The sequence below is a fragment of the Solirubrobacter ginsenosidimutans genome, from assembly GCF_027587205.1.
In genome coordinates this window covers 44,900-66,463 of sequence record NZ_JAPDOD010000045.1, presented here as the reverse complement: position 1 = coordinate 66,463, position 21,564 = coordinate 44,900, and the positions used below count along the sequence as shown (strand labels likewise).

The window sequence follows — 21,564 nt, the reverse complement described above, 5'->3', positions numbered from 1 at the left end:
TGCAATCTTCCCGGTCCAGATTTGAGGTTCGTGCCGGGCGTCGGCACGCTGAAGGGAGAACGCACACTTATGGAGCAGACCACGCCGCATCCAACACTCGAGACCACGTCTCGGCCTGCCGAGGCCTTGACCGTGCGGCGCCTGTTCACCCGGCCCGGCGTTCACCCCTTCGACGCCGTCGAGTGGGAGCTGCGGACCGCTGCCGTGGGCTCCTTCCTCCAGGAGGACGTCGAGTTCCCGAAGTCCTGGTCGCAGAACGCGACCAACATCGTCGCCCAGAAGTATTTCCGCGGCCAGCTGAACTCGCCCACGCGTGAGCGCTCGGTCAAGCAGATGGTCTCCCGCGTCTCGGGGACGATCGCCGACTGGGGTCGTGCGCGCGGCTACTTCGCGACGGAAGAGGACGGCGACACCTTCGAGGCCGAGCTCACCTACATCCTTCTGAACCAGATCGCGGCGTTCAACTCGCCGGTGTGGTTCAACGTGGGCTTCGAGGAGTCCCCGCAGTGCTCCGCCTGCTTCATCCTCTCGGTTGAAGACACGATGGAGTCGATCCTCGACTGGAACACGCGCGAGGGTCGCATCTTCCGCGGCGGTTCTGGATCGGGCATCAACCTCTCCAACATCCGCGGGTCGATGGAGCCGCTGGCCAAGGGCGGCACCGCTTCTGGGCCGGTCTCCTTCATGCGCGGCGCCGACTCCTGGGCGGGCACGATCAAGTCCGGCGGCAAGACCCGCCGCGCGGCCAAGATGGTCGTGCTCGACGTCGATCACCCGGACATCCGCGAGTTCATCTGGTGCAAGGCCAAGGAAGAGGACAAGGCCGCGGCGCTGCGCGACGCCGGCTTTGACATGTCGATCGACGGCGACGGCTTCCACTCGATCCAGTACCAGAACGCCAACAACTCCGTCCGCGTGTCGGACGAGTTCATGCACGCCGTCGAGGACGACGCCGACTGGCACCTGATCGCCCGCACCACCGGCGAGCCCGTGGGCGAGCCGATCAAGGCGCGCGAGCTGATGCGCGAGATCGCGGAGGCCGCCTGGCGCTGCGCCGACCCGGGCGTCCAGTACGACACCACGATCAACCAGTGGCACACGTCCCCGAACTCCGGTCGCATCAACGCGTCGAACCCGTGCTCGGAGTACATGCACGTGGACGACTCGGCGTGCAACCTGGCGTCGCTGAACCTGATGAAGTTCCGCCGTCCCGACGGCTCGTTCGACGTCGAGATGTTCCAGCACTCCGTCGACATCATCCTGCTGGCGCAGGAGATCGTCGTGTCGCCGTCGAGCTACCCGACCAAGGAGATCGGCGAGAACGCCCGCGCGTTCCGCCAGCTCGGCATCGGCTACGCCAACCTCGGCGCCTACCTGATGGCCAACGGCTTCGCCTACGACTCCGACGAGGGTCGCGGCACGGCGGCGGCGATCACGGCGCTGATGACCGGCCGCGCGTATGCGCAGTCGGCGAAGATCGCCGCGGCGATGGGCCCGTACGACCGCTACGCGGAGAACCGCGAGGCGCACAACAACGTCATGCGCATGCACCGCGACGCGTCCTACGCGGTGCCGGACAGCGCCTGCACGGATGAGCCGCTGCTCGCTGCCGCGCGTGACACCTGGAACGAGGCCGTCGCGCTCGGCGAGCTCTACGGCTACCGCAACGCGCAGGCCTCCGTGCTCGCGCCCACGGGGACGATCTCGTTCCTGATGGACTGCGACACCACCGGCATCGAGCCCGACTTCTCGCTCGTGAAGTACAAGGAGCTCGTCGGCGGCGGCAACATGATCATCGCCAACCGCACGGTGCCGATGGCGCTGCGCACGCTGGGCTACGGCGAGGCCACGATCGAGCAGATCGAGGCGTACGTCGCCGAGCACGGCACGATCGTCGGCGCTCCGGGCCTGGCCGCCGAGCACCTCTCGGTGTTCGACGTCGCGGTGGGCGAGCGGGCCATCTCCGCCTCGGGCCACGTGAAGATGATGGGCGCGGTCCAGCCGTTCCTCTCGGGCGCGATCTCCAAGACGGTCAACATGCCGCAGGAGTCGACGGTTGACGACATCGCCGAGGCGTACATCAACGCCTGGCGCCTCGGCGTCAAGGCGCTGGCCATCTACCGCGACGGCTCCAAGACCGCGCAGGCGCTGCGCACCGACGCGCAGGACACCAAGGAGCTCGACGCGAAGGCGTCGGCGGCACTGGAGGCGGGCGAGGAGATCTTCACCTCCTCCGAGGTCGACGTGCTCGTCAAGGCCGCGGTCGAGAAGGCCGTCTCCAAGGCGATCGCCCGCGAGGACGAGCCGCTGCGCCGGCGCATGCCGCGCGAGCGCAAGTCGCTCACCCACAAGTTCTCGCTCGGCGGCCACGAGGGCTACATCACGGCCGGCATGTACGAGGACGGCACGGTCGGGGAGATCTTCCTGACCGACATCGGCAAGGAGGGCTCGACCCTCCGCGGCATGATGAACTCGTTCGCGACGGCGATCTCTATCTCGCTGCAGTACGGCGTGCCGCTGGAGACGCTGGTGCGCAAGTTCGCCTACATGCGCTTCGAGCCGGAAGGGATCACCACCAACCCGGAGATCCCGTTCGCCAAGTCGATGCCGGACTACATCATGCGCTGGCTCGCCTCGCGCTTCCTGGACGCCGACGTCCAGGAGGAGCTCGGGATCCTCACGCCTGAGGTCCGCGCGAAGAAGATCGGTGAGGACTTCAACGCCGGCGCCTCCGGCGGGTCCTCGCGCCCGGCCAACGGCAACGGCACCCCGAAGGCCCTCGCCCCGGCGCCCGCGGCGCAGGCCCCGACCAGCGCCCTGACCGAGACGCCGCCCGTGATCCCTGCCCGCCTCATGGGCCTGGATCTGGGCCCGGCGTGCAACAACTGCGGCGGCATGATGCAGCGGACGGGCTCGTGCTACACGTGCTCGAGCTGCGGCAACAACACCGGCTGCGGCTGAGATTGAAGGCGGGGCATCCCCACCGCCCCACCCCGAGGGCGTGCGTCAACGTTCCGGACGATACGCACCCATAAGAGTGCTTCACGAAGGGCCGCCATTGGCGGCCCTTCGCCGTTTCGGAGCCGATGGACTCCGCCTGAGAGCGCTGTGAGCGCAAGGGGAGTAGCTTCGGGCGTCAGTCGATAACCACTTTTCGGGGGGAGGCTCCGTGAGAGTGAGAGGGACGGCGTTGAGCGCGCTCGGATTGGCGCTCGTGTTCGCGGCACCCGCTGCGGGCCAAGGAAAGAACGTCCAGCTGGTCAAGACGATCCCTGAGGGCAAGTGGGCCACGGCGATCAACTTCCTCGAGTACCGGGACGGTGGCCACGGACATGATCGGGGGGCCGGCGGGCGCACGCTGGACGTGATGGTCGTCACGGGCCGCTTCGGTGTGAAGACGTACTCGCTCGCGGACCCGACCAAGCCGCAGCTGCTGGATGAGATCTCGTCCGAGCGACTGAAGTTGCCGGGCGACCCGGACGTGGACTTCACGCCCGACCCGGCCAAGGACGGAGATCCACATTCCACGTTCTGGCAGAACGAGGACATGGACGTCGACCAGGACCGCAAGCTGATCCTGATCTCCCGCGACCCCCGCTCCTATAACGGGACGACGTCCAACGAGCCGGGCGATCCGAACGGCGCGACCAATATCGCCGGCGTCTACATCGTCGACGCGAGCGACCCGGAGGCGCTACGGCTGCTTGCGTTCCAGCAGCTCCCGACGGGCCACACGACAACGTGCATCAACGGCTGCCGCTGGCTGTGGACCGGCGGTCCGGCCGCGACCAACAAGCAGAAGCAGCCACCGCTGAACTGGACGTTCGGGCGGCCGCTGATCGCGACCGATCTGAGCGATCCGCGCCGGCCGCGGGCGTACCCCATGCAGCCCATCGACCTCTTCCGGCGCGACGGCGTGACCGCCTACTCGCACGACGTGCAAGTCGACGACGCGGGCGTCGCGTGGGTGTCCGGCGACGGCGGCACCCGCGGCTACTGGACCGACGGCCGCCACTACGACCCGGTCGCCCGCCGCAATCGCGACGCCTCGCCGCTGAACCCGGTGCCCTACGCGGGCGGCGGCCTGCCGCAGACGGTCACCAACGACGCCGATGGCGGCTTCGAGCACAACGCCGAACGCCCGATCGGTCGCGACGCCCCGCGCGGCGACGACCGCTACAAGCGCGGCGAGCTGCTCCTGATCACCGAAGAGGACTTCGGCCCGGCCGCCGAAGGCTGCAGCAAGCAGGGCATGTTCAGCATCGCCTCGCTGAAGGGCAGCTACAACGGCGAGGCCTGGAAATCGACCAAGACCAACCCGTTCCGCCTGCAGGTCGTCGGCACCTGGAACCCGTACAAGCAGGAGGGCTCACGCCCGCCCGAGGACTTCCCCCTGGCGGACTTCTGCTCGGCGCACTACTTCGACGTCGAGGGAAGCATCGTGAGCTACGCCTGGTACGGCGAAGGAACGCGGTTCCTGGACATCTCAGACCCGGCGCACCCGCGCCAGATCGCATACTGGCGACCCAGGGACACCCTCGTCTGGGCCTCCTACATGCACAACGGCTACGTCTACACCGCCGACCACACGCGCGGGATCGAGGTCCTGAAGCTCACGGGCGGCGCGAAGGCAGCCAAGGCGGCGAAGCGCGAGGTCGTCGCACCCCCCATGTCGGCCAAGCAGCGCAGCTTCCTGTGGAGCATGTCGTCTCAGCTGAAGGGCGACCCCGCTACCGCGGGCCTCTGCTTCCTGACCGTCTGACGACCTGATCGACCTCGAACGGCCGCGCAAGCATCGCGCGGCCGTTCGGCCGTCGTGCCCGGCACGCACCTAGACAAAAGTTGGAGTGCGCAGCCCTTTCCTCACGCGACCATGCGGGCGTAGAGTCGCCCCAACGTAGGGGAGTCAGGGAGAAAGCCGTGTTCATGCCACTGTCGTACCAGCGCCTGCCAAGGCTTCGCGCCCTGCTGCTCGCCGCATGCGCGAGCCTCGCCGCGATCGGGTTCTCGTCCGCGCCCGCGCTCGCTGACGTGGTGACCGTGGTCCCGCTCATCAGCGGCTCGGGTTCCGTGTCGAGCTCAGCTGGAACCTGCACAGCCGTCAGCAAACCGAACGCTGCCATCACGGCCTGTCCCGCGGCAATCGGAATCTCGTCAGTTACCCCGCCGGCCATCTTCCCCGCGATCATTCAGCTCACCGCGGCCTCGCAGGCCTCGCCGGCGGGCCACTGGAACTTCGTGCGCTGGGACGGGAACGCACCAGGGTGTGCCGGGAGCACCGCGTTGACCTGCAGCACGGTCGCGTTCAGCGGCGGGTTCACGGCGATTGCGGTGTTCGAAGATCACACCGCCCCGACGCCCACGCAGCCGACGGTGACCTATTCGACGACGACCGATCGCACCGTGACGCTGAACTGGGGCGCCAACGAGCCGCTCTCGAGCTCCGTGTGCTCGCTTGGATCCGCGCCGTTTACCGCGTGCCCAAACGGCGCACAGACACTCACGCTCGGTGAAGGGACGTACACATTTCGCGTCCAGGGCAAGGACCTCTCGGGCAACGGTCCGGGCGCGATCAGCCCGACGGCCACGTTCCGCATCGTCGATACGACGCTGGTGAGCGGTCCGGCGAACGTCTCGAACGTGCAGTCGCCGACGTTCACGTTCTCGTCGTTGAGCGGCCTGTTTTTCGATTGCTCGCTCGACAACGCGACCATCCCGACGAGCGGTGACTGCGGAGCCAAGAACCCCGCGGACAATCGGGCGACCAAGTCCTTCACGAACCTCCCCGACGGTGTGCACACGTTCCGCATCCGAGCGAAGGACGGTCCCGAGTTCGACCGTGTGCCGATCGTGCGAACGTGGCGGGTCGACACCGTTCTGCCGGTCGCCAGGCTCGACAGCAACTCCGGGCCGGGTGCGGGCGCGCTGCAGGCCGTCAACACCGAGACGTTCAACTTCGACAACAACGAGACCGGTTCGACCTTCGAGTGCCGGCTCGACAGCGCGGCCTTCGCCCCGTGCACGTCCGGCATCGTGGTCGACCACCTGACCGCGGGCGCTCATACCTTCGAGGTGCGAGCGATCGACCTGGCGGGGAACGTCGGCGCCGCAGCCTCCCGCAAGTGGTCGGTCGCCGCCAACGACGACGACAACGACGGCTTCAATGCGCAGATCGACTGCAACGACGCCGATCCGTCGATCCGTCCCGGGGCGATCGAGATCCTCGACAACGCGGTCGACGAGAACTGCGATGGCATCGTCGGAACGACCCCGGTGGTCTTGTCGCAGAACACCAAGCCTGAGCAGATCCTCGTCACGATGGCGTTCTTCGCGACGGCCGGCAAGAAGACGACGAAGTTCACGACGCTGCAGGTCAAGAATGTCCCGCTCGGCGCGACGGTCACCGCGACCTGTAAGGGCAAGGGCTGCCCGTCGGGGCTGAAGGGCAAGGGCTTCACGAAGAAGAACGCCTTCGGCACGGTGACGCTGGCCAAGTTCATCAAGAAGCCGCTCAAGGCCAAGGACGTGATCACGGTCATCGTCTCCAAGCCGAACGCGATCAACGCGGTGAAGATCCTGACGGTGCGGGCGGGCAAGAAGCCGCTGATCACGACGAAGTGCCAGCCGCCCGGCGCGAAGTCGCCCGTCGCCTGCTGATCCTTAGAACCGCACGGTACGGTTCTCGGATGGCTACCCGGTCACCCGAGAACCGCTGAATAGCGTTCGACGCGTGACACGAGAGGCGATCCACGTGCGGCTGGCCGCGTCGGCCATGGGCGTGGTCGTCGCCGCGGCGCTGTTCGCCGCCGCGCCGGCGCGCGCGAGCGAGGACGTCGTCGTCGGCTTCGAGTCTCACGCGACGGCGGCGCAGCGGGCCACCGCGCTCGGGCACGCCGGAGCGGAGACGATCGCCCGACCCGCCGGCCTGGTCGTGCAGCAGGCGCAGGTGGCGTCCGGGCAACTTCCGCGGCTCGAGCGCGCTGATGGCGTGCGGTGGGTCGCTCCCAACCGCGAGTTCCACGTGACGACCGCGCCGACGGCGTGTGTGCCTGGGCGCGGGAACCCCGAGACGCTGCTCGTCTTCAGCGATCCGCTCGCGTGCTGGCAGTGGTACTTCGTGCCAGAGGAGGGCAACACCGGAATCGTCAGCGCGCAGCGCTGGCCGGAGGTCGAAGCCGCGCCGGGCGTCACGATCGGCGTGGTCGATACCGGCGTCGACCTCGGCCATCCCGATCTCGCCGCGCGGGCGTGGACCAACCCGGCCGACGGCACGCACGGGTTCGACGTCGTGACCGGCTCGCATACGCCGCAGGACGTCGTCGGGCACGGCACGGAGGTCGCCGGCGCCGCGGCGGCGAGCGCGGACGACCAAGGCGTCGCGGGCACGTGTCCCCGCTGCCAGGTCATGGACGTCAAGGTCTTCCCCGACAGCGAGGGTGTCGAGCCGCCTTCGGCGCGCCTCTCCGACGTGATCGCCGGGATCGACGTCGCCGCGAGCCACGATGCGTCGGTGATCAACCTCTCACTCGGCGCGGACTCGACGCCTGCGCTCCTGGACCTGTACACGAGCATCATGCGCGCGTACCCGGCGATCGTGTTCGTGGTGGCGGCCGGCAACGACTCGCTCTCGACCGACCAGAACCCGCAGTCACCGTGCGACGCGGCTGCGCGTTCGGCGAACGGGATCTGCGTCGGCGCGAGCGAGGAGGACAACTCGCTGGCGTCCTTCTCGAATTTCGGCACCGACGTGGAACTCGCCGCACCCGGCATGGGGATCTACGTCCTCTCGCACGATGGCGGCTACTCGATCGACTCCGGGACGTCGCTCTCCGCCCCGCTGGTCGCCGGCACCGCCGGAGTCCTGCGCAGCCTTGGGTCGAGCGCCCGCCAGGCGGTGCAGGCCTTGCTGGACGGCGCCGATCGGCCGGCCGCGTTCGCCCGGACGCCCGTCCCGCGCCGGCTCAGCATCGACGGCGCGCTGGACAGCTTCGCGACGATGGGCCAGGACACCGATCCCGCTCCGCAGCCGACGGCGACACCGACCCCGGTGCCCACCGCCACGCCGACACCACCGGAACCCACGCCGACACCTGACGGCGGAGCGCCCAACCGGACGCCGGATACGAGCCCGAACGGGCCGCCGGCGTCGCCTCCACGTTCTCTCGCCGCCAACCCGCGGCTGCTCAGCTTCCGCCGCGCCCAGTTCCGCTCAGGCCGGCTGCAGGTGACGCTCAGCTGCCGCGCGGCCTGCTCGGTCACCGCCCGGGTCTTCAACGGCCGCACCCAGCTCATGCAGCGGCTGGTGCGTCTCAAGCGCAGCGGGCAGACGACGCTCTCGACCCGGATGACCGCCGCCCGCTACCGCCGCCTGAAGACGCTGGAAGTGCGAGTCGACGGCTACGGCTATCCGACGTCGCACCTGTCGCGCCGCGTCGTGCGGATCCGCTGAAGCCGCTCAGTCGACGAACACGCACCCACCGGCGCAGACCACGAGGTCGAAGTAGGCGAGGCCCGCGAGCACGGTGTACGCGGTGAGCGGGAGCGTTCCGGCGAACCAGAGCGCGCCCGCCAGCCAGCCGCGGCGAACGGCGAAGCCGAGCGAATAGAACGCGACCGCCGGTATCGCGAGGACGCCCAGCACGGCCGCCCCGAGCAGCGCGGCGCCCGCGAGCCGCAAGCCGAACTCGTTGTTCAGCTCGACCAGCACGACGACGCTCGCAGCGCAGAGCGCGAGTCCGAGCAGGAAGGCGAGCCGCCCGCTGAACCAGCGCACCCCGTCGTGCCCGGCGCTGCGGCCGAAGAGCAGCGAGACGAGCGCGCCGCACGCCGGAACCGGCCAGATGACCAATGCGAGCCCGACCACGCTGGGACCGTACCCGACCGCTCGCCGCGTCACCAGTCACTAGCTACTATCATCGAAGTTACTTCGATGATGGGAGCCACCATGCGACACCGGACGTTCGGACGACTGACCGGCCCCAGGGTCTCCGAGTACGCGCTCGGCGCGGGCAACTTCGGCACCAGTTGGGGCATGGGCGCAGAGCCCGGCGAGGCGCGGCGGATCTTCGACCGCTTCGCGGAGGCGGGCGGGACGCTGATCGACACCGCCGAGGGCTACCAGCTCGGCGAGTCCGAGACGCTGCTCGGCGACTTCCTCAAGGCCGATCGCGATCACTTCGTCGTCGCCACCAAGTACTCCAACGGCGTCAACGAGCCGTCGATCAGCACGACCGGGAACGGCCGCAAGAACATGGTGCGGGCGGTCGAGGGGAGTCTGAAGCGTCTCCAGACCGACCGCATCGACCTGTACTGGGTGCACTTCCAGGACGGCGTGACGCCGATCGAGGAGATCCTGCGCGGCCTCGACGACCTCGTCACGAGCGGCAAGATCGTCCACGCCGGCCTGTCCAACTTCCCCGCCTGGCGGGTGGCGCGGGCGCAGACGATCGCGGAGCTGCGCGGGTGGACGCCGATCTCCGGCATCCAGGTCGAGTACAGCCTCGTGGAGCGCACCGCCGACCGCGAGCTGATCCCGATGGCCGAGGCGCTCGGGCTCGGCGTCACGTTGTGGTCGCCGCTCGGCGGCGGGCTGCTGACGGGCAAGTACCGCCAGAGTGACGCGGGCCGCCTGACCGACTGGAACCGGTTGATCCACACCGAGGATTCCGATCAAAAGACGCGAACCGTGGATGAGGTGCTCACGATCGCGGACGAGCTCGGCGTGCCGGCGGCCCAGGTGGCGATGGCCTGGCTGCGCGACCTCGACGCGCGCTCGACCACCTCGGTGGTGTCGATCATCGGCCCGCGCAGCGTCGTGCAGCTCGAGGACTACCTCGCCGCACTCGACGTCACCCTCACGCGCGAGCAGGCCGACCGCCTCGACGCCGTCAGCGCCCCGACGCTCGGTGTGCCGCACGCGGTGACGGCCAGCGTCCGCGACCGGGTGCTGGGCGGCGACGCGACCCGCTTCACGCTCCCCGTGATTCCGGTGGCCTGAGCCATGCGGCGGACGAGCTTCGCGGACGCTGAATGCCCGATCGCGCTCGGCCTCGAGTCGGTCGGCGAGTGGTGGACGATCCTGATCCTGCGTGACGTGTTCGACGGCTTCAGCCGCTTCGACGACCTGCAGCGCAACCTCGGGATCTCCCCCAGCATGCTCGCCCGCCGGCTGAAGGCGATGGTCGACGCCGGCCTGCTCACGAAGCAGCGCTACTCCGAGCACCCGCCACGCGACGAGTACGTGCTGACCGAAGCGGGCACCGCGTTCCGCCCGGTCATCCTGGCGCTCTACACGTGGAGCGAGAACCACGTCACCGGCCACGCCCGCAAGCTCATCCCGATCGACCGCACGACCGGCGAGGCGATCGAGCCGGTGGTGATCGATCGCAAGACGGGCCGCCCGATCGAGGAGCTCGACGTCGCGTTCATCGCCGGCGAGACCGCCGGCGAGGGCATGCGGCAGCGTTACGCCGCCGCCGCTCAGAACGGGCACTCGTAGGCGTCCGGCGGGCAGCCGGACGCCGCGATGGTCCAGATCAGGCCGAACAGCAGGTAGGGGGCGAGCGGAAGCGCCAGCACGCAAGCGGCGATGCCCACGACCAGCCAATCCGCGAGCCAGTATCCGAGCGAATAGAACGCGACCACCGGGAGCACGCCGAGGCCGACCGTCGCCAACACGATCGACCACACGAAGGCGCCGCTTGAGACGTTTGGATCGTGCGCGTGCAACGGGATCACGAGGAACGCGCCCATCGCGATCACGGCGAGCATCGCCAACCACCCGCTCAACCAGGGCCGCTTGCGCTTGCGCATGGCGACGCCGCAGGCACTCGTCAACAGCGTGAAACCGACCAGCGCGACCGGCAGCAGCAGCGCCCACATGCCTCGGAAGGTAGGCCGCACGATGCGGCAGGAGAAGAGGCCTCGCAACGTGGTGATCACCGGGACGGCGGTCTCGCGCTAGCCTCCGCGCCGCCGTGCAGCCGCTCGAGATCCGCGTCGCGACCGAAGCCGAGTTCGACGCCGTCGGCGACCTCTGCGTCGCCGCCTACGCGCCGTTCCTCAGCCAGGCGGGGAACTACGCCGACGTCCTCCGCGACGCCGCGGCCCGCGCACACGCCGCCGAGTTGCTGGTCGCGGTGGACGCGGAACAGCTGCTCGGCACCGTCACGTTCGTGCCCGACGGCGGCCCGCTGGGCGAGATCGCCACCGACGACGAGACCGAGTTCCGGATGCTCGCCGTCTCCCCCGCCGCGCAGGGCCGCGGCGTCGGGACCGAGTTGCTGCGCCGCGTGGTCGAAGAGACGGCGAGCCGCGGCCGCGCCGGCGTCGTGTGCTCGAGCCAGCCGGCGATGCGCGCGGCGCACCGCATCTACGAGCGGCTGGGCTTCACGCGCGACCCGCAGCGCGACTGGTCGCCGCTGCCGGGCGTGGACCTGCTCGCCTTCGCGCTCCTGCTCTAACTAGAAAGCAGGTCGAGCAGTTCGGTGATGACCGGGGTGCGTTCGACGGCGGTCGACGTGACGAGCCCGATCGTGTGCTCGATCAGCGGGTCCACGAGCGGGATCGCTCGCAGGTCGGCGGGGAGCGGGTTGGCGTCGAGCCACGTGTGGGCCGTGATGCCCGGGAGCCCCGCACGCGCGTGGGCGACGAGCGTGGAGACGGAGTTCGTCTCGACCGCGGGGTTCGGCGTCGCGCCCGCGGCGCCGAACGCGCCGTCGACGATCCGCCGATGCTGCATGTCCGGCGTCAGCAGGCAGAGCGGCAGGGTTGCCGCCTCGGCCCACGTCACCGACACGCCGAACGGCGAGTCGGCGGGCGTGACCAGCAGGTAGTGCTCGCTCCAGAGCGGGACCGCGTCCACGCGCGCGAGCGGCTCGTTGTCGAGGTACGTGAGCCCCGCCTCGAGCTCGCCGTGCTCGAGCCCGTGCGCGATCTGGCGCGAGCTCATCGAGATCAGCCGCACGCGCATGCGCGGATGGCGCTCGCGGAAGCGCGCGGTGATCATCGGCGACAGCGGGAGCGAGGTGGGGATCGCGCCGATCCGCAGCGTGCCCTCCAGGCCGCCGCGCAGGCGGCTCGCCTCCTGCTGCAGCGACTCCAGGTCGGCGAGCGCCCGCTGCGCCCACCCGAGGATCAGCTCGCCTTCGGGGGTGAGCGCCTCGAACTCGCGCGCGCGCCGCACCAGCGGCACCCCGAGCTCCCGCTCCAGGCTCCGGATACCGGCCGAGAGCGTCGGCTGCGAGACGTGGCACGCGACCGCCGCGCGACCGAAGTGGCGCTCCCGGTCCAGGGCGGTCAGGTATTCGAGTTGGCGGATGAACACGATAGGTCGCGTCTATCAAAGCATTCATCGCAGCAGTTGGACAATTGCGGCTTCTAGCGCGACAGTTCGCGCCGTGTCGCGCAATCTGGTGGAACTGGTCCGGCGCCACCATGAGCAGGGAGCGCCCACCGCGCTCGAAGTGCTCAAAGAGGCGATGGATCAACGGGGAGAGATCACCGACGACGACCGCAGGGTCGCCGCGGAGCGCTCGGGGCTGCCCGAGGCGGCGGTGCACGGCGTGTCGACGTTCTACGACGACCTGCTCGTCCCGCGCGGCGAACGCCACGTGCGCGTGTGTACCGGCACCGCCTGTTTCGCGGCCACCGGCGACGCTCACGTCGACACGATCGAGGACGCGCTTGGCCTGAAGCTGGGCGAGCGCAAGGACGACAAGTCCGTCTCGCTGGCCGAGACCGTCTGCCTCGGCTACTGTCACGCCGGCCCGGCGGTCAGAGACGGCGACACGATCGACGCCGGCCCCGGCGCGATCGAGCGGCTGCTGGCCAACGCGAGCATCCCCGCGCCCGAGCCCGTCTTCCTCAGCTTGCTCGACGAACCCGTCCTCACCCGCCCCGGCGACTGGTCGGGCTACGCGAAAGCGCTCCAGGGCACGCCGGAGGAGCTCCTCGCCGCGGTCAAGGCGGCCGACGTCAAGGGCCGCGGCGGCGCCGGCTTCCCCGCGGGCATGAAGTGGGAGTTCGCCGCCAAGTCGCCCAACCCCGACAAGGTCATCGTCGCCAACGGCGACGAGGGCGACCCCGGCTCCTACATCGACAAGCTGCTGATGGAGGAGAACCCGCACCTGCTGCTCGAGGGCCTCGCGCTCGCGGGCTACGCGGTCGGCGCCGCCCACGGCTTCGTCCTCACCCGCTCCGAGTACCCGCGCTCCAAGCCCGCCCTCGACCGGGCGATCGAAGAAGCGCGTGCGCAAGGTCACCTCGGAGAGCGCTTCGACATCACGATCGTCGAGGGCGCCGGCTCCTACGTGGTGGGCGAGGAGACCGCCCTGCTCGCCTGCCTGCAGGGACTCAGAGGGACGGTCTCCGCGCGCCCCCCGTTCCCCGCCGAGCGCGGTGTCCACGGTCTTCCCACGGTCGTCAACAACGTCGAGACACTCTGCAACATCGCCTTCATCGCCAAGCACGGCGCCGACGCCTACAAACAACTCAGCCCCGAAGACGCGACCCCCGGCAGCAAGATCGTCTGCTTCAACGAGCGCTTCGCCAAGCCCGGCGCCTACGAGGTCCCGTTCGGCATGACGGTCCGCGAGCTGTGCGAGGACGTCGCCGGCGGCATGGCCAGCGGCAAGGCGATCAAGGCGCTGCAGATCGGCGGCCCGCTCGCGGGCATCCTCCCTGGGCACAAGCTCGACACGGTCTTCGACTTCAAGGCGCTCGCGCAAGAGGGCTGCATGGTCGGCCACGGCGGGATCGTGGCGTTCGAAGAGCTGACGGACATGCGCGCCGTCGCCACCCACCTGCTGCACTTCGGCGCCGCGGAGAGCTGCGGCAAGTGCTTCCCGTGCCGGATCGGCCTCCAGCGCGCGCACGCGATGTTCAAGAGCGACGAGCGGGTAGACCGTGAGCGTCTGGAACAATTGCTGGAGACGCTGGAGCTCGGCAGCCTGTGCGCTCACGGCGGTGGCATGCCCGCGCCGATCCGCAGCCTGCTCGCCCACTTCCCCGAAGAGCTGGGGCTGAAGTGATCACGTTCGAGATCGACGGCCGGGAAGTCACCGTCCCACCGGGGACGACGGTGCTCGACGCCGCCCGCGCGAACGACACCGAGATCCCGACGCTGTGCTTCGACGAGCGCCAGGCCCCGTTCGGCGCCTGCCGCGTGTGCCTCGTCGGCATCGAGGGCGCGCCCGGGCCGGTCGCCTCCTGCACGACGGTCGCCCGCGAGGGGATGAAGGTCTCGACCGACGACACGACCGCCCGCCGCGTCGCCACCGCGGTCGTCGAGCTCGTCCTCTCCGAGCTGCCCGAGCCGCCGGCCGAGCACACCGAACTTGCGCAGGTCGCCCGGATGCTCGACGTCGGCGAGCCCCGCTGGCCAGGGACGCAGCACACCCGCGAGGTCGACGAGCGCCACCCGTACCTCGCGATCCAGCACGAGTTCTGCATTTCGTGCGGGCGCTGCGTGCGCGCGTGCGACGAGGTCCAGGGCACGTTCGCACTGACCGCGACCGGCCGCGGGTTCCAGGCCAACATCGCGGCGGGCCTGGACCAGGGCTTCCGCGACTCCGTCTGCGTGTCCTGCGGCGCCTGCGCCGACACCTGCCCGACCGACGCCATTACCGAGATCTCCCTGCTAGACCTGGTGAGGTAGCCATGTTCGACTCGACCGTCACTACGACCTGTGGCTATTGCGGCGTCGGCTGCCGCCTCGAGGCTCACGCCCGCAACGGCAAGGTCGCGTCGATCAGCCCGGCGCTCGACGGCCCCGCCAACGAGGGTCACACCTGCCTGAAGGGCCGCTTCGCCCATCAGTTCTCCCGCCGCCGCGACCGCCTCACCTCCCCGCTGATCAAGGAGAACGGGGAGTTCCGGATCGCGACCTGGGAAGAGGCGATCCACCGCATCCAGACCGAGCTCGGCCGCATCAAGCGCGACCACGGCCCGGACGCGATCGCCGGCCTCGCCTCGTCGAGAGCCACCAACGAGGACTGCTACGCGATGCAGCGCCTGATGCGCGCCGCGATCGGCACCAACAACATCGACAACTGCAGCCGCGTCTGCCACTCGCCGACCTCGTTCGCCCTGCGCAAGTCGTTCGGCCTCTCGGGCGCGACCGGCTCCTTCAGCGACTTCGACCACACCGACGCGACGATCCTGATCGGCGCCAATCCGACCGAGGGCCATCCGGTCGTCGGCGCCCGTATCAAGCAGGCGACGCTGCGCGGGATGAAGCTCGTGACGATCGACCCGCGCCGGATCGAGCTCGCCGACTACGGCGTCCTGCACCTCAGCCCGCGCCCCGGTTCCAACGCCGCCGTGATGCTCGGCATCGCCCACGTGATCCACCGCGACGGCCTCACCAAGCCCGACTTCATCGAGGCGCGCACGGTCGGCTACGACACGCTGCTCGAGCTGCTCCCGCAGTACACGCCCGAGATCGTCGAGGAGATCTCCGGCGTCCCCGCCGCGGACATCACCAAGGCCGCCCACATCTACGGCGAGGCCGACAACGCCTGCTTCAGCTGGGGCCTCGGCGTGACCGAGCACAAGTACGGCTCCGAGGTCGTGCAGCTGATCTGCAACGTCGCGCTGATGACGGGCAACGTGGGTCGCGCGGGCGCCGCCCTGCTCCCGCTGCGCGGCCAGAACAACGTGCAGGGCTCGAGCGACATGGGCGCGCTGCCGGACACCTACACCGCCTACCGCTCCGTCGGCGACGAGGGCACGGCGAAGCTCTTCGAGGACGAGTGGAACGTGAAGGTCCCGCGCGAGAAGGGCTACACGATCCCGCAGATGTTCGACGCGGCGGTCGCGGGCGACCTGAAGGCGATGTACATCTTCGGCGAGGACGTCGCGCAGACGGACCCGAACACCGCGCACGTCGTCGCGGCGCTCGAGAACCTCGAGTTCATGGTCTGCCAGGACATCTTCGAGACCGAGACGACCCGGTACGCGGACGTGATCCTGCCCGCCAGCTCGTTCCTGGAGAAGCAGGGCACGTTCACCAACGCCGAGCGCCGCGTGCAACTCGTCGAACCCGCGATCACCCCGCCCGGCGGCGCGAAGACCGACTTCGAGATCATCAAGCTCGTCTCGTCCGCGCTCGGGCACGAGCTTCCGTGGGAGACGCCCGCCGAGGCGATGGACGAGGTCGCCAAGCTCACCCCGCACTGGAGCGGGATCAGCCACGCGCGGCTCGGCCGCAAGGGCCTGCAGTGGCCGGTCGCGCCCGACGGCACCGACGCGCCGATCCTCTACGAGGACCACTTCGAGCTCCCCGGCGGCAAGGCGCACTTCGCTGCGCTGCCCTACAAGGCGCCCGGCGACGCCGCCGACGAGGAGTTCCCGCTGATCCTCGTGACCGGCCGCCGCCTGCAGCACTACAACGCGGGCACGATGACCCGCCGCACGGGCAACGTCGAGCTCAACGACCGCGACTACATCGAGATCCACCCCGACGACGCCGACCGCCTCTGGATCAACGACGGCGACGTGATCTCGGTCCGCAGCCGCCAGGGCCGCACGGAGATCACCGCGCAGATCACCGACCGGATCGAGCGCGGGCACGTCTTCACCACGTTCCACTTCCCGGAGACCCGGACGAACCTGCTGATCGGCAGCTCGTCCGACGTCAATACGTCCTGCCCGGAGTACAAGGTGATCGCGGTCGACGTCCGGCCGATCGGCGAGGAGGCGTCCCTGACGCCGGCGCTCGCCAGTGCATGAGCTGAGCCGCACCGTCGTCCACGACGGCATCAGCGACGAGGTCGCGATCGAGGAGCCGCTGGAGATCCGCGTCGACGGCGCCCCACTGGCCGTGACCATGCGCACGCCCGACAACGACGAGGAGCTCGCGCTCGGCTTCCTCTACGGCGAAGGGCTGATCACCGAGGCGCGGCCGGTCGGGCTGACCGAGGACTTCGCGGTCAACACGATCGAGGTCACAGGCCCGCTGCTGCGAGACCCGTCCGCCCGCTCCTTCTACACGACGTCCTCGTGCGGGGTGTGCGGCAAGGGCGCGCTCGAGGAGGTCGCGATCCATGCGCCGAACCTCCCGCCCGGCCCGACGATCGACCGCGCGCTGCTCGCCGACCTGCCGGAGCGGCTGCGCCAGCCGGGCTTCGCCCGCACCGGCGGCCTGCACGCCACCGGCCTGTTCACGCCCGACGGCGAGCTGGTCCACGTGCGCGAGGACGTCGGCCGCCACAACGCGATGGACAAGGTCATCGGCCGCGCCCTGCGCGAAGGCCTGCTGCCGCTGCACGACCACATCCTGTGCGTCTCCGGCCGGCTCTCGTTCGAGCTCGTCCAGAAGGCCGCGGTGGCGGGAGCGCCGATCCTGGTCGGCGTCGGGGCGCCGACATCGCTCGCCGTGTCCCTGGCCGAAGATCGTGGGATGACGCTCGCCGGCTTCGCCCGAATGGGCAGGATCAACGTGTATGCGAGGCCCGAGCGCGTCACCTAATACCCCGTGGCGGGTATCCCGAAGTGGTATGCATTTCCAGGAGCACCACTTCCGCAACCTCGGACGCGCCCGCGATCACCTGACGGAGACGATCATCAGCCTCCAGTCGGCGACCGAGCGGATGACCGGTGACGACTGGATCGATGCGACGGTGCTGCTCAACGACATCACCGAGGACATCGGCCCTCGCCTCGCCCGCCTGCGGACCTCCGCGTCGCAGCGCTTCGACGAGCTCACCCGCCTGAACGACTTCGAGGACATGCGCACCGGCCGGATGCCGTTCCCCGACGAGCGGCTTCCGACGACCGAGCCGCCCGCCCGCCCGGCGCCCCCCACCGACCTCCCCCCGCGCCTGGAGGCGCCCAACGCCAAGCGGGGCGCCGCGCTCGTGGCCAAGCACGGCGGCGTCGAGGCCGCGATGATGGCCTACGCGCCCGACAGCCACGAGTTCGACGACATCCAGGCCTACCGCTACGTCAGCACCGGCAAGCGCCCGAAGGGCTGGATCCCACCGATCGTCTAAGCGACGATCGCGTCGAGCGCGGCCTCGAGGTAGGGCACCAGCTCGCCGGCGTCGTCGTCTGAGAGCCCGGAGTGCCCGAGCACGTCGCGCATCAGCTGGACGCCGGAGCACACGGCGATCAGCAGCAGCGCACGCCCGGCGGCGTGGGGACCGGCGAGCCCGTCGGTGACCGCACGGTGGTAGTTGGCTTCGAGGTGGGCGCGCATGATCGCGGCCGCCCGCTCGTTGGAGGCCGAGCGCAGCGCGATCAGCAGCCCGTCGGCCGGGCCGTCCCCGTGGTCTGACAGCAGGGCACGCGCCGCCTCGTGGTTGTGCCCGGGTCCGAGCAGCAGCGTCTTCTCGAACGCACGCTCCACGACCTCGGTGAACAGGCCCTCCTTGGAGCCGAAATAGCGCCCGATCAGCCGTGCATCGACGCCCGCGGCGGCCGCGATCTCACGCGTCCCCGCCCCGTCGTAGCCGAACTCGGCGAACACCTCGCGCGCCGCGATGAGCACCGCCTCGCGGGTGGCGGCGGCGTCGCGACGGCGTCGCGGAGCCGATTCGACGTCGTTCGTCACCCGAACGAGCATACGTCCCTGGACAAGTCCTCAGTTGAGGACTACGATAAGTCCCCAGGTGAGGACAATTGCATCCGAAAGGCACGACATGACCATTCCCACTCGATCCCTCGGCGGCGCCGTCGAGGTCGGAGCCGTCGGCTTCGGCGCGATGAGCTACGCCCTTCCCTACGGGCAGCAGGCCTCGGACACCACCGACCGGCCCGAGGACCTGATCGGCCGCGCGCTCGAGCTCGGCGTCACGCTGATCGACACCGCCGACATCTACGGCGAGAGCGAGGAGATCATCGGCCGGGCGATCGCGGGCCGGCGCGATGACGTCGTCCTGGCCACCAAGTTCGGCATCGTCAGCTCGCCGACCGACACCCGTCCCGCCCAGCTCAACGGGACGCGCCCCTATATGCGCGAGCGCCTCGAGCGCTCGCTCAAGCGCCTCGGAACCGACCACGTCGACCTCTACTACCTGCACCGCGTCGACCCCAGCGTGCCGATCGAAGAGACGGTCGGCGGCATGGCCGAATTCGTGACCGAGGGCAAGGTCCGCCACCTCGGCCTGTCCGAGGCGGCGGCCGACACGATCCGCCGCGCGCACGCCGTGCACCCGATCACCGCGCTGCAGACCGAATGGTCGCTGTGGTCGCGCGAGATCGAGGACGAGATCTTCCCTCTGACGCGCGAGCTGGGGATCAGCGTCGTGCCGTTCAGCCCGCTCGGCCGCGGGGCGCTGACCGGCACCATCGCCTCGCGCGACGACCTGCCCGCGAACGACTACCGGCGCAAGATGCCCCGGTACGCCGAGGGCGTGCTCGACGCCAACCTCGCCACGCTGACCGTCGTCCGCGAGATCGCCGAAGCCCAAGACGCGACCCCCGGCCAGGTGTCGCTGGCCTGGCTGCTCGCCAAGGCGCCCGACTTGGTGCCGATCCCCGGCACCCGCCGGATCGCCTATCTGGAGCAGAACGCGCACGCCGCGCAGGTGACGCTCGCCGAGGACGAGCTGGCCCGCCTCGACGCCGTCACCGTCGTCGGCGCGCGGGAGACCGTCCTCGACGGCAACTGGACCGACGGCCTCACCCCCGCGCCCTAGGACCCTCGAGGGACGAAAGTCAACTGCGCCGGGTGGGGGAGGGGGAGTGGCAGTGCCACCCGTCCTGGGCTGGCGTGGGTCCGCTCGGCGCGCGGCTCTGTTGGGGTCGAAGTGCCGTGCTGGGATACCGACAGTTACGGGCGTGGTACTGACACCCCGGTCCGCGCCGGACCTTCCGGTGATCGGTTTCGGCGAGCAACGAAGTCATGCGCGAAGGGGGTGTGTAACGAGAGCTTCCGGTCAGGACGCTCTCGTTCCGCACCCCCACCAACGCGCCACATCGAACAGTACGAACCTGATCGAAACCCGCGATCCGACCCTCAAACGCGCACGGTCAACCACGGCGACCGGGCTAGGGCCTCGGCAACCTCCGCATCGTCGACGTCAGCGGCATCATCGGCGTGCGCTTGCGCGCCCCCGTGGCCGGCAGCGACGTCACCACCTCCGGCTCGTAGCGCGACTTCTCCTCGTGGTCGAGCGCGGCGACCAGCGCCCGCGGCGCGAACGACACCATCGGGTTGGAGAACACCCGCTGGGAGTCGCTCGCGCACTCCGGGCAGGCGACCGACGCCGGCGCGGTACCGATGGGTCGAAGCACCTCGAATGCGCCATCACGCTCGCACCGGTATTCGTAGATCGCCATCTTCGGCCCCTTTCTAGTTGGCCGATCGTGGGACTTGCATGCCCTGCTTGACCTGGTGTGGCTTGCCGGGGCCCGGGGCGACGTCGAAGTCGAAGATGCGCCGCGGGATGTAGACCGTCGCGCACGAGTTCGGGATGTCGACGACGCCGGAGAAGCGGCCCTCGATCGGGGCCGAGCCCAGGATCATGTAGGCCTGGATGTCGGTGTAGCCGAACTGCATCAGGTAGTCGATCGCGTGGTGGCACGCGCGCTCGTAGGAGAGTTGCGAGTTCAGGTAGTGCTGCTTGCCCGCGAGGTCCACGGACACGCCGGAGAAGGCGATCCACTCCGAGTACTGCGGGTCGCGCAGGCCCGGCATGAAGATCGCGTTCTCATAGATCCCGTACGTCGCCATTCCGCCCTTGATCACGTCGACGTGCAGGTCCATGAACCCGCCCATCTCGATCGCGCCGCAGAACGTGATCTCGCCGTCGCCCTGCGAGAAGTGCAGGTCGCCGAAGGACAGCTTCGCGCCGGGGACGAACACGGGATAGAAGACCCGCGTCCCCGCCGTGAAGTTCTTGATGTCCTGGTTGCCGCCGTTCTCGCGCGGCGGCGCGGTGCGAGCGGCCTCGCTCGCGACGCGGTTGAACTCGTCGCCTTCCAGCGAGCCGAGGATGGCGCTGTCGGGGAGCGGCGGGAGCGCCAGCGGCGGCACGCGGTCCGGATCGGTCGCGATCAGGTCGGTCTCGCGCTTGGTCCACTTCGCCAAAAGCTCCGCCGACGGCGCGGTCCCCATCAGGCCCGGGTGGTGGATGCCGACGTACGAGCATTCCGGGATGTGGCGCGAGGTGGCGACGTCGCCCGTGAAGTCCCAGATCACCTTGTAAGCGTCCGGGAAGCGCTCGGTCAGGAAGCCACCGCCGTTGGACTTGGCGAACACGCCGGTGTAGCCCCAGCCCATGCCCGAGAGCGGGCCTTCGTCCTCCTGATCGCACGCGTCTATCTCGAGGATGTCGACGACGAGCAGGTCGCCCGGCTCGGCGCCTTCGACGTGGAACGGCCCGGTGAGGACGTGCACGCCCGGAAGCGGCGCGTTGCGCACGTCCTCGGCGGAGTCGTCGTTCTTGATCGCCCCGTCGAACCACTCACGGCAGTCCGCCCGGAACACGTCGCCGGGCCGGACGCTGACCGGCGCCGGGATGTCCGGGTGCCAGCGGTTGTGCCCGACGTGCTTCTGGTCGGTGAACTTCTTGGTGTTATCGAGCGGGAACAGATTCTTCGGCATGGGCCGACTCCTCC

20 protein-coding genes are annotated in these 21,564 nt (G+C 69.6%); 13 read left to right on the top strand and 7 right to left on the bottom strand.

Annotation, left to right across the window (positions count from 1 at the left end; genetic code table 11):
- Positions 1 to 69 precede the first annotated feature (69 nt).
- Together OM076_RS34005 and OM076_RS34000 are read left to right on the top strand one after the other, a co-directional pair.
- Positions 70 to 2,961: a vitamin B12-dependent ribonucleotide reductase gene (locus tag OM076_RS34005; protein WP_270044612.1), complete on the top strand. Its 2,892-nt coding sequence runs from the start codon at positions 70 to 72 to the stop codon at positions 2,959 to 2,961.
- A gap of 214 nt (positions 2,962 to 3,175) precedes the next feature.
- Positions 3,176 to 4,762 carry an LVIVD repeat-containing protein gene (locus OM076_RS34000; protein WP_270044611.1) on the top strand — a complete coding sequence of 529 codons (1,587 nt, stop codon included), beginning with the start codon at positions 3,176 to 3,178 and terminating at the stop codon, positions 4,760 to 4,762.
- Positions 4,763 to 5,189: 427 nt separating this feature from the next.
- Here OM076_RS34000 and OM076_RS46475 read toward each other — a convergent pair whose 3' ends face one another.
- Positions 5,190 to 5,321: a hypothetical protein gene (locus OM076_RS46475; RefSeq protein ID WP_270044610.1), complete on the bottom strand. Its 132-nt coding sequence runs from the start codon at positions 5,319 to 5,321 to the stop codon at positions 5,190 to 5,192.
- Between the two features lie 10 nt (positions 5,322 to 5,331).
- Here OM076_RS46475 and OM076_RS33990 point away from each other — a divergent pair, with 10 nt between their 5' ends.
- Both OM076_RS33990 and OM076_RS33985 read left to right on the top strand, forming a co-directional pair.
- A complete protein-coding gene (locus OM076_RS33990; RefSeq protein ID WP_270044609.1) occupies positions 5,332 to 6,657 on the top strand; it encodes a putative metal-binding motif-containing protein in 1,326 nt (441 codons plus the stop codon).
- Positions 6,658 to 6,730: 73 nt separating this feature from the next.
- Positions 6,731 to 8,449: a S8 family serine peptidase gene (locus tag OM076_RS33985; protein WP_270044608.1), complete on the top strand. Its 1,719-nt coding sequence runs from the start codon at positions 6,731 to 6,733 to the stop codon at positions 8,447 to 8,449.
- 6 nt (positions 8,450 to 8,455) lie between these two features.
- Here OM076_RS33985 and OM076_RS33980 read toward each other — a convergent pair whose 3' ends face one another.
- The gene (locus tag OM076_RS33980) at positions 8,456 to 8,863 is read right to left on the bottom strand and encodes a hypothetical protein (protein ID WP_270044607.1); all 408 of its coding nucleotides are present in this window, start codon (positions 8,861 to 8,863) and stop codon (positions 8,456 to 8,458) included.
- An 81-nt stretch (positions 8,864 to 8,944) separates the two neighbouring features.
- Here OM076_RS33980 and OM076_RS33975 point away from each other — a divergent pair, with 81 nt between their 5' ends.
- Positions 8,945 to 9,997, top strand: coding sequence for an aldo/keto reductase (locus tag OM076_RS33975; protein ID WP_270044606.1), 1,053 nt, complete (start codon positions 8,945 to 8,947; stop codon positions 9,995 to 9,997).
- 3 nt (positions 9,998 to 10,000) lie between these two features.
- A complete protein-coding gene (locus tag OM076_RS33970) occupies positions 10,001 to 10,498 on the top strand; it encodes a winged helix-turn-helix transcriptional regulator (RefSeq protein WP_270044605.1) in 498 nt (165 codons plus the stop codon).
- Here OM076_RS33970 and OM076_RS33965 read toward each other — a convergent pair.
- Complete coding sequence (locus OM076_RS33965; RefSeq protein WP_270044604.1) at positions 10,480 to 10,881, bottom strand: hypothetical protein; 402 nt, start codon at positions 10,879 to 10,881, stop codon at positions 10,480 to 10,482. The genes OM076_RS33970 and OM076_RS33965 overlap by 19 nt on opposite strands.
- A gap of 95 nt (positions 10,882 to 10,976) precedes the next feature.
- On the opposite strand from OM076_RS33965, the gene OM076_RS33960 reads away from it, so the two are divergent.
- On the top strand, positions 10,977 to 11,462 hold the full coding sequence (locus tag OM076_RS33960; protein ID WP_270044603.1) for a GNAT family N-acetyltransferase: 486 nt from the start codon (positions 10,977 to 10,979) through the stop codon (positions 11,460 to 11,462).
- Here the strand turns inward: OM076_RS33960 and OM076_RS33955 are convergent.
- Complete coding sequence (locus tag OM076_RS33955; RefSeq protein WP_270044602.1) at positions 11,459 to 12,325, bottom strand: LysR family transcriptional regulator; 867 nt, start codon at positions 12,323 to 12,325, stop codon at positions 11,459 to 11,461. The genes OM076_RS33960 and OM076_RS33955 overlap by 4 nt on opposite strands.
- A 73-nt stretch (positions 12,326 to 12,398) precedes the next feature.
- Here OM076_RS33955 and OM076_RS33950 point away from each other — a divergent pair, with 73 nt between their 5' ends.
- From OM076_RS33950 to OM076_RS33930, 5 genes are read left to right on the top strand one after another with little or no spacing between them, the layout of a single operon-like run.
- Positions 12,399 to 14,030, top strand: a complete 1,632-nt coding sequence (locus tag OM076_RS33950; protein ID WP_270044601.1) for an NAD(P)H-dependent oxidoreductase subunit E — start codon at positions 12,399 to 12,401, stop codon at positions 14,028 to 14,030.
- Positions 14,027 to 14,656: a 2Fe-2S iron-sulfur cluster-binding protein gene (locus OM076_RS33945; RefSeq protein WP_270044600.1), complete on the top strand. Its 630-nt coding sequence runs from the start codon at positions 14,027 to 14,029 to the stop codon at positions 14,654 to 14,656. Before OM076_RS33950 ends, OM076_RS33945 begins: the two co-directional genes overlap by 4 nt.
- A 2-nt stretch (positions 14,657 to 14,658) precedes the next feature.
- A complete protein-coding gene (gene fdhF / locus OM076_RS33940) occupies positions 14,659 to 16,731 on the top strand; it encodes a formate dehydrogenase subunit alpha (protein ID WP_270044599.1) in 2,073 nt (690 codons plus the stop codon).
- Positions 16,724 to 17,470, top strand: coding sequence for a formate dehydrogenase accessory sulfurtransferase FdhD (fdhD, locus tag OM076_RS33935; RefSeq protein ID WP_270044598.1), 747 nt, complete (start codon positions 16,724 to 16,726; stop codon positions 17,468 to 17,470). Before fdhF ends, fdhD begins: the two co-directional genes overlap by 8 nt.
- A gap of 28 nt (positions 17,471 to 17,498) precedes the next feature.
- Positions 17,499 to 17,993 carry a hypothetical protein gene (locus tag OM076_RS33930; protein WP_270044597.1) on the top strand — a complete coding sequence of 165 codons (495 nt, stop codon included), beginning with the start codon at positions 17,499 to 17,501 and terminating at the stop codon, positions 17,991 to 17,993.
- Here OM076_RS33930 and OM076_RS33925 read toward each other — a convergent pair.
- Entirely contained in the window at positions 17,990 to 18,553 is a 564-nt protein-coding gene (locus OM076_RS33925) for a TetR/AcrR family transcriptional regulator (protein WP_270044596.1), read from the bottom strand. The genes OM076_RS33930 and OM076_RS33925 overlap by 4 nt on opposite strands.
- An 88-nt stretch (positions 18,554 to 18,641) precedes the next feature.
- Between OM076_RS33925 and OM076_RS33920 the strand changes: the two genes are divergently transcribed.
- Positions 18,642 to 19,640, top strand: a complete 999-nt coding sequence (locus OM076_RS33920; RefSeq protein ID WP_270044595.1) for an aldo/keto reductase — start codon at positions 18,642 to 18,644, stop codon at positions 19,638 to 19,640.
- Between the two features lie 352 nt (positions 19,641 to 19,992).
- On the opposite strand, the gene OM076_RS33915 is transcribed toward OM076_RS33920, so the two are convergent.
- Complete coding sequence (locus tag OM076_RS33915) at positions 19,993 to 20,283, bottom strand: FmdB family zinc ribbon protein (RefSeq protein ID WP_270044594.1); 291 nt, start codon at positions 20,281 to 20,283, stop codon at positions 19,993 to 19,995.
- A gap of 13 nt (positions 20,284 to 20,296) precedes the next feature.
- Positions 20,297 to 21,550 carry a formamidase gene (fmdA, locus tag OM076_RS33910; RefSeq protein WP_270044593.1) on the bottom strand — a complete coding sequence of 418 codons (1,254 nt, stop codon included), beginning with the start codon at positions 21,548 to 21,550 and terminating at the stop codon, positions 20,297 to 20,299.
- Positions 21,551 to 21,564 lie beyond the last annotated feature (14 nt).

Bases quoted from the DNA above. Each gene is read 5' to 3' on its own strand.
- OM076_RS34005 (WP_270044612.1), top strand. From the start codon at position 70: ATGGAGCAGACCACGCCGCATCCAACACTCGAGACCACGTCTCGGCCT.
- OM076_RS33975 (WP_270044606.1), top strand. From the start codon at position 8,945: ATGCGACACCGGACGTTCGGACGACTGACCGGCCCCAGGGTCTCCGAG.
- OM076_RS33970 (WP_270044605.1), top strand. From the start codon at position 10,001: ATGCGGCGGACGAGCTTCGCGGACGCTGAATGCCCGATCGCGCTCGGC.
- OM076_RS33965 (WP_270044604.1), bottom strand. From the start codon at position 10,881: ATGTGGGCGCTGCTGCTGCCGGTCGCGCTGGTCGGTTTCACGCTGTTG.
- fdhF (WP_270044599.1), top strand. From the start codon at position 14,659: ATGTTCGACTCGACCGTCACTACGACCTGTGGCTATTGCGGCGTCGGC.
- OM076_RS33930 (WP_270044597.1), top strand. From the start codon at position 17,499: ATGCATTTCCAGGAGCACCACTTCCGCAACCTCGGACGCGCCCGCGAT.
- OM076_RS33920 (WP_270044595.1), top strand. From the start codon at position 18,642: ATGACCATTCCCACTCGATCCCTCGGCGGCGCCGTCGAGGTCGGAGCC.
- OM076_RS33915 (WP_270044594.1), bottom strand. From the start codon at position 20,283: ATGGCGATCTACGAATACCGGTGCGAGCGTGATGGCGCATTCGAGGTG.
- fmdA (WP_270044593.1), bottom strand. From the start codon at position 21,550: ATGCCGAAGAATCTGTTCCCGCTCGATAACACCAAGAAGTTCACCGAC.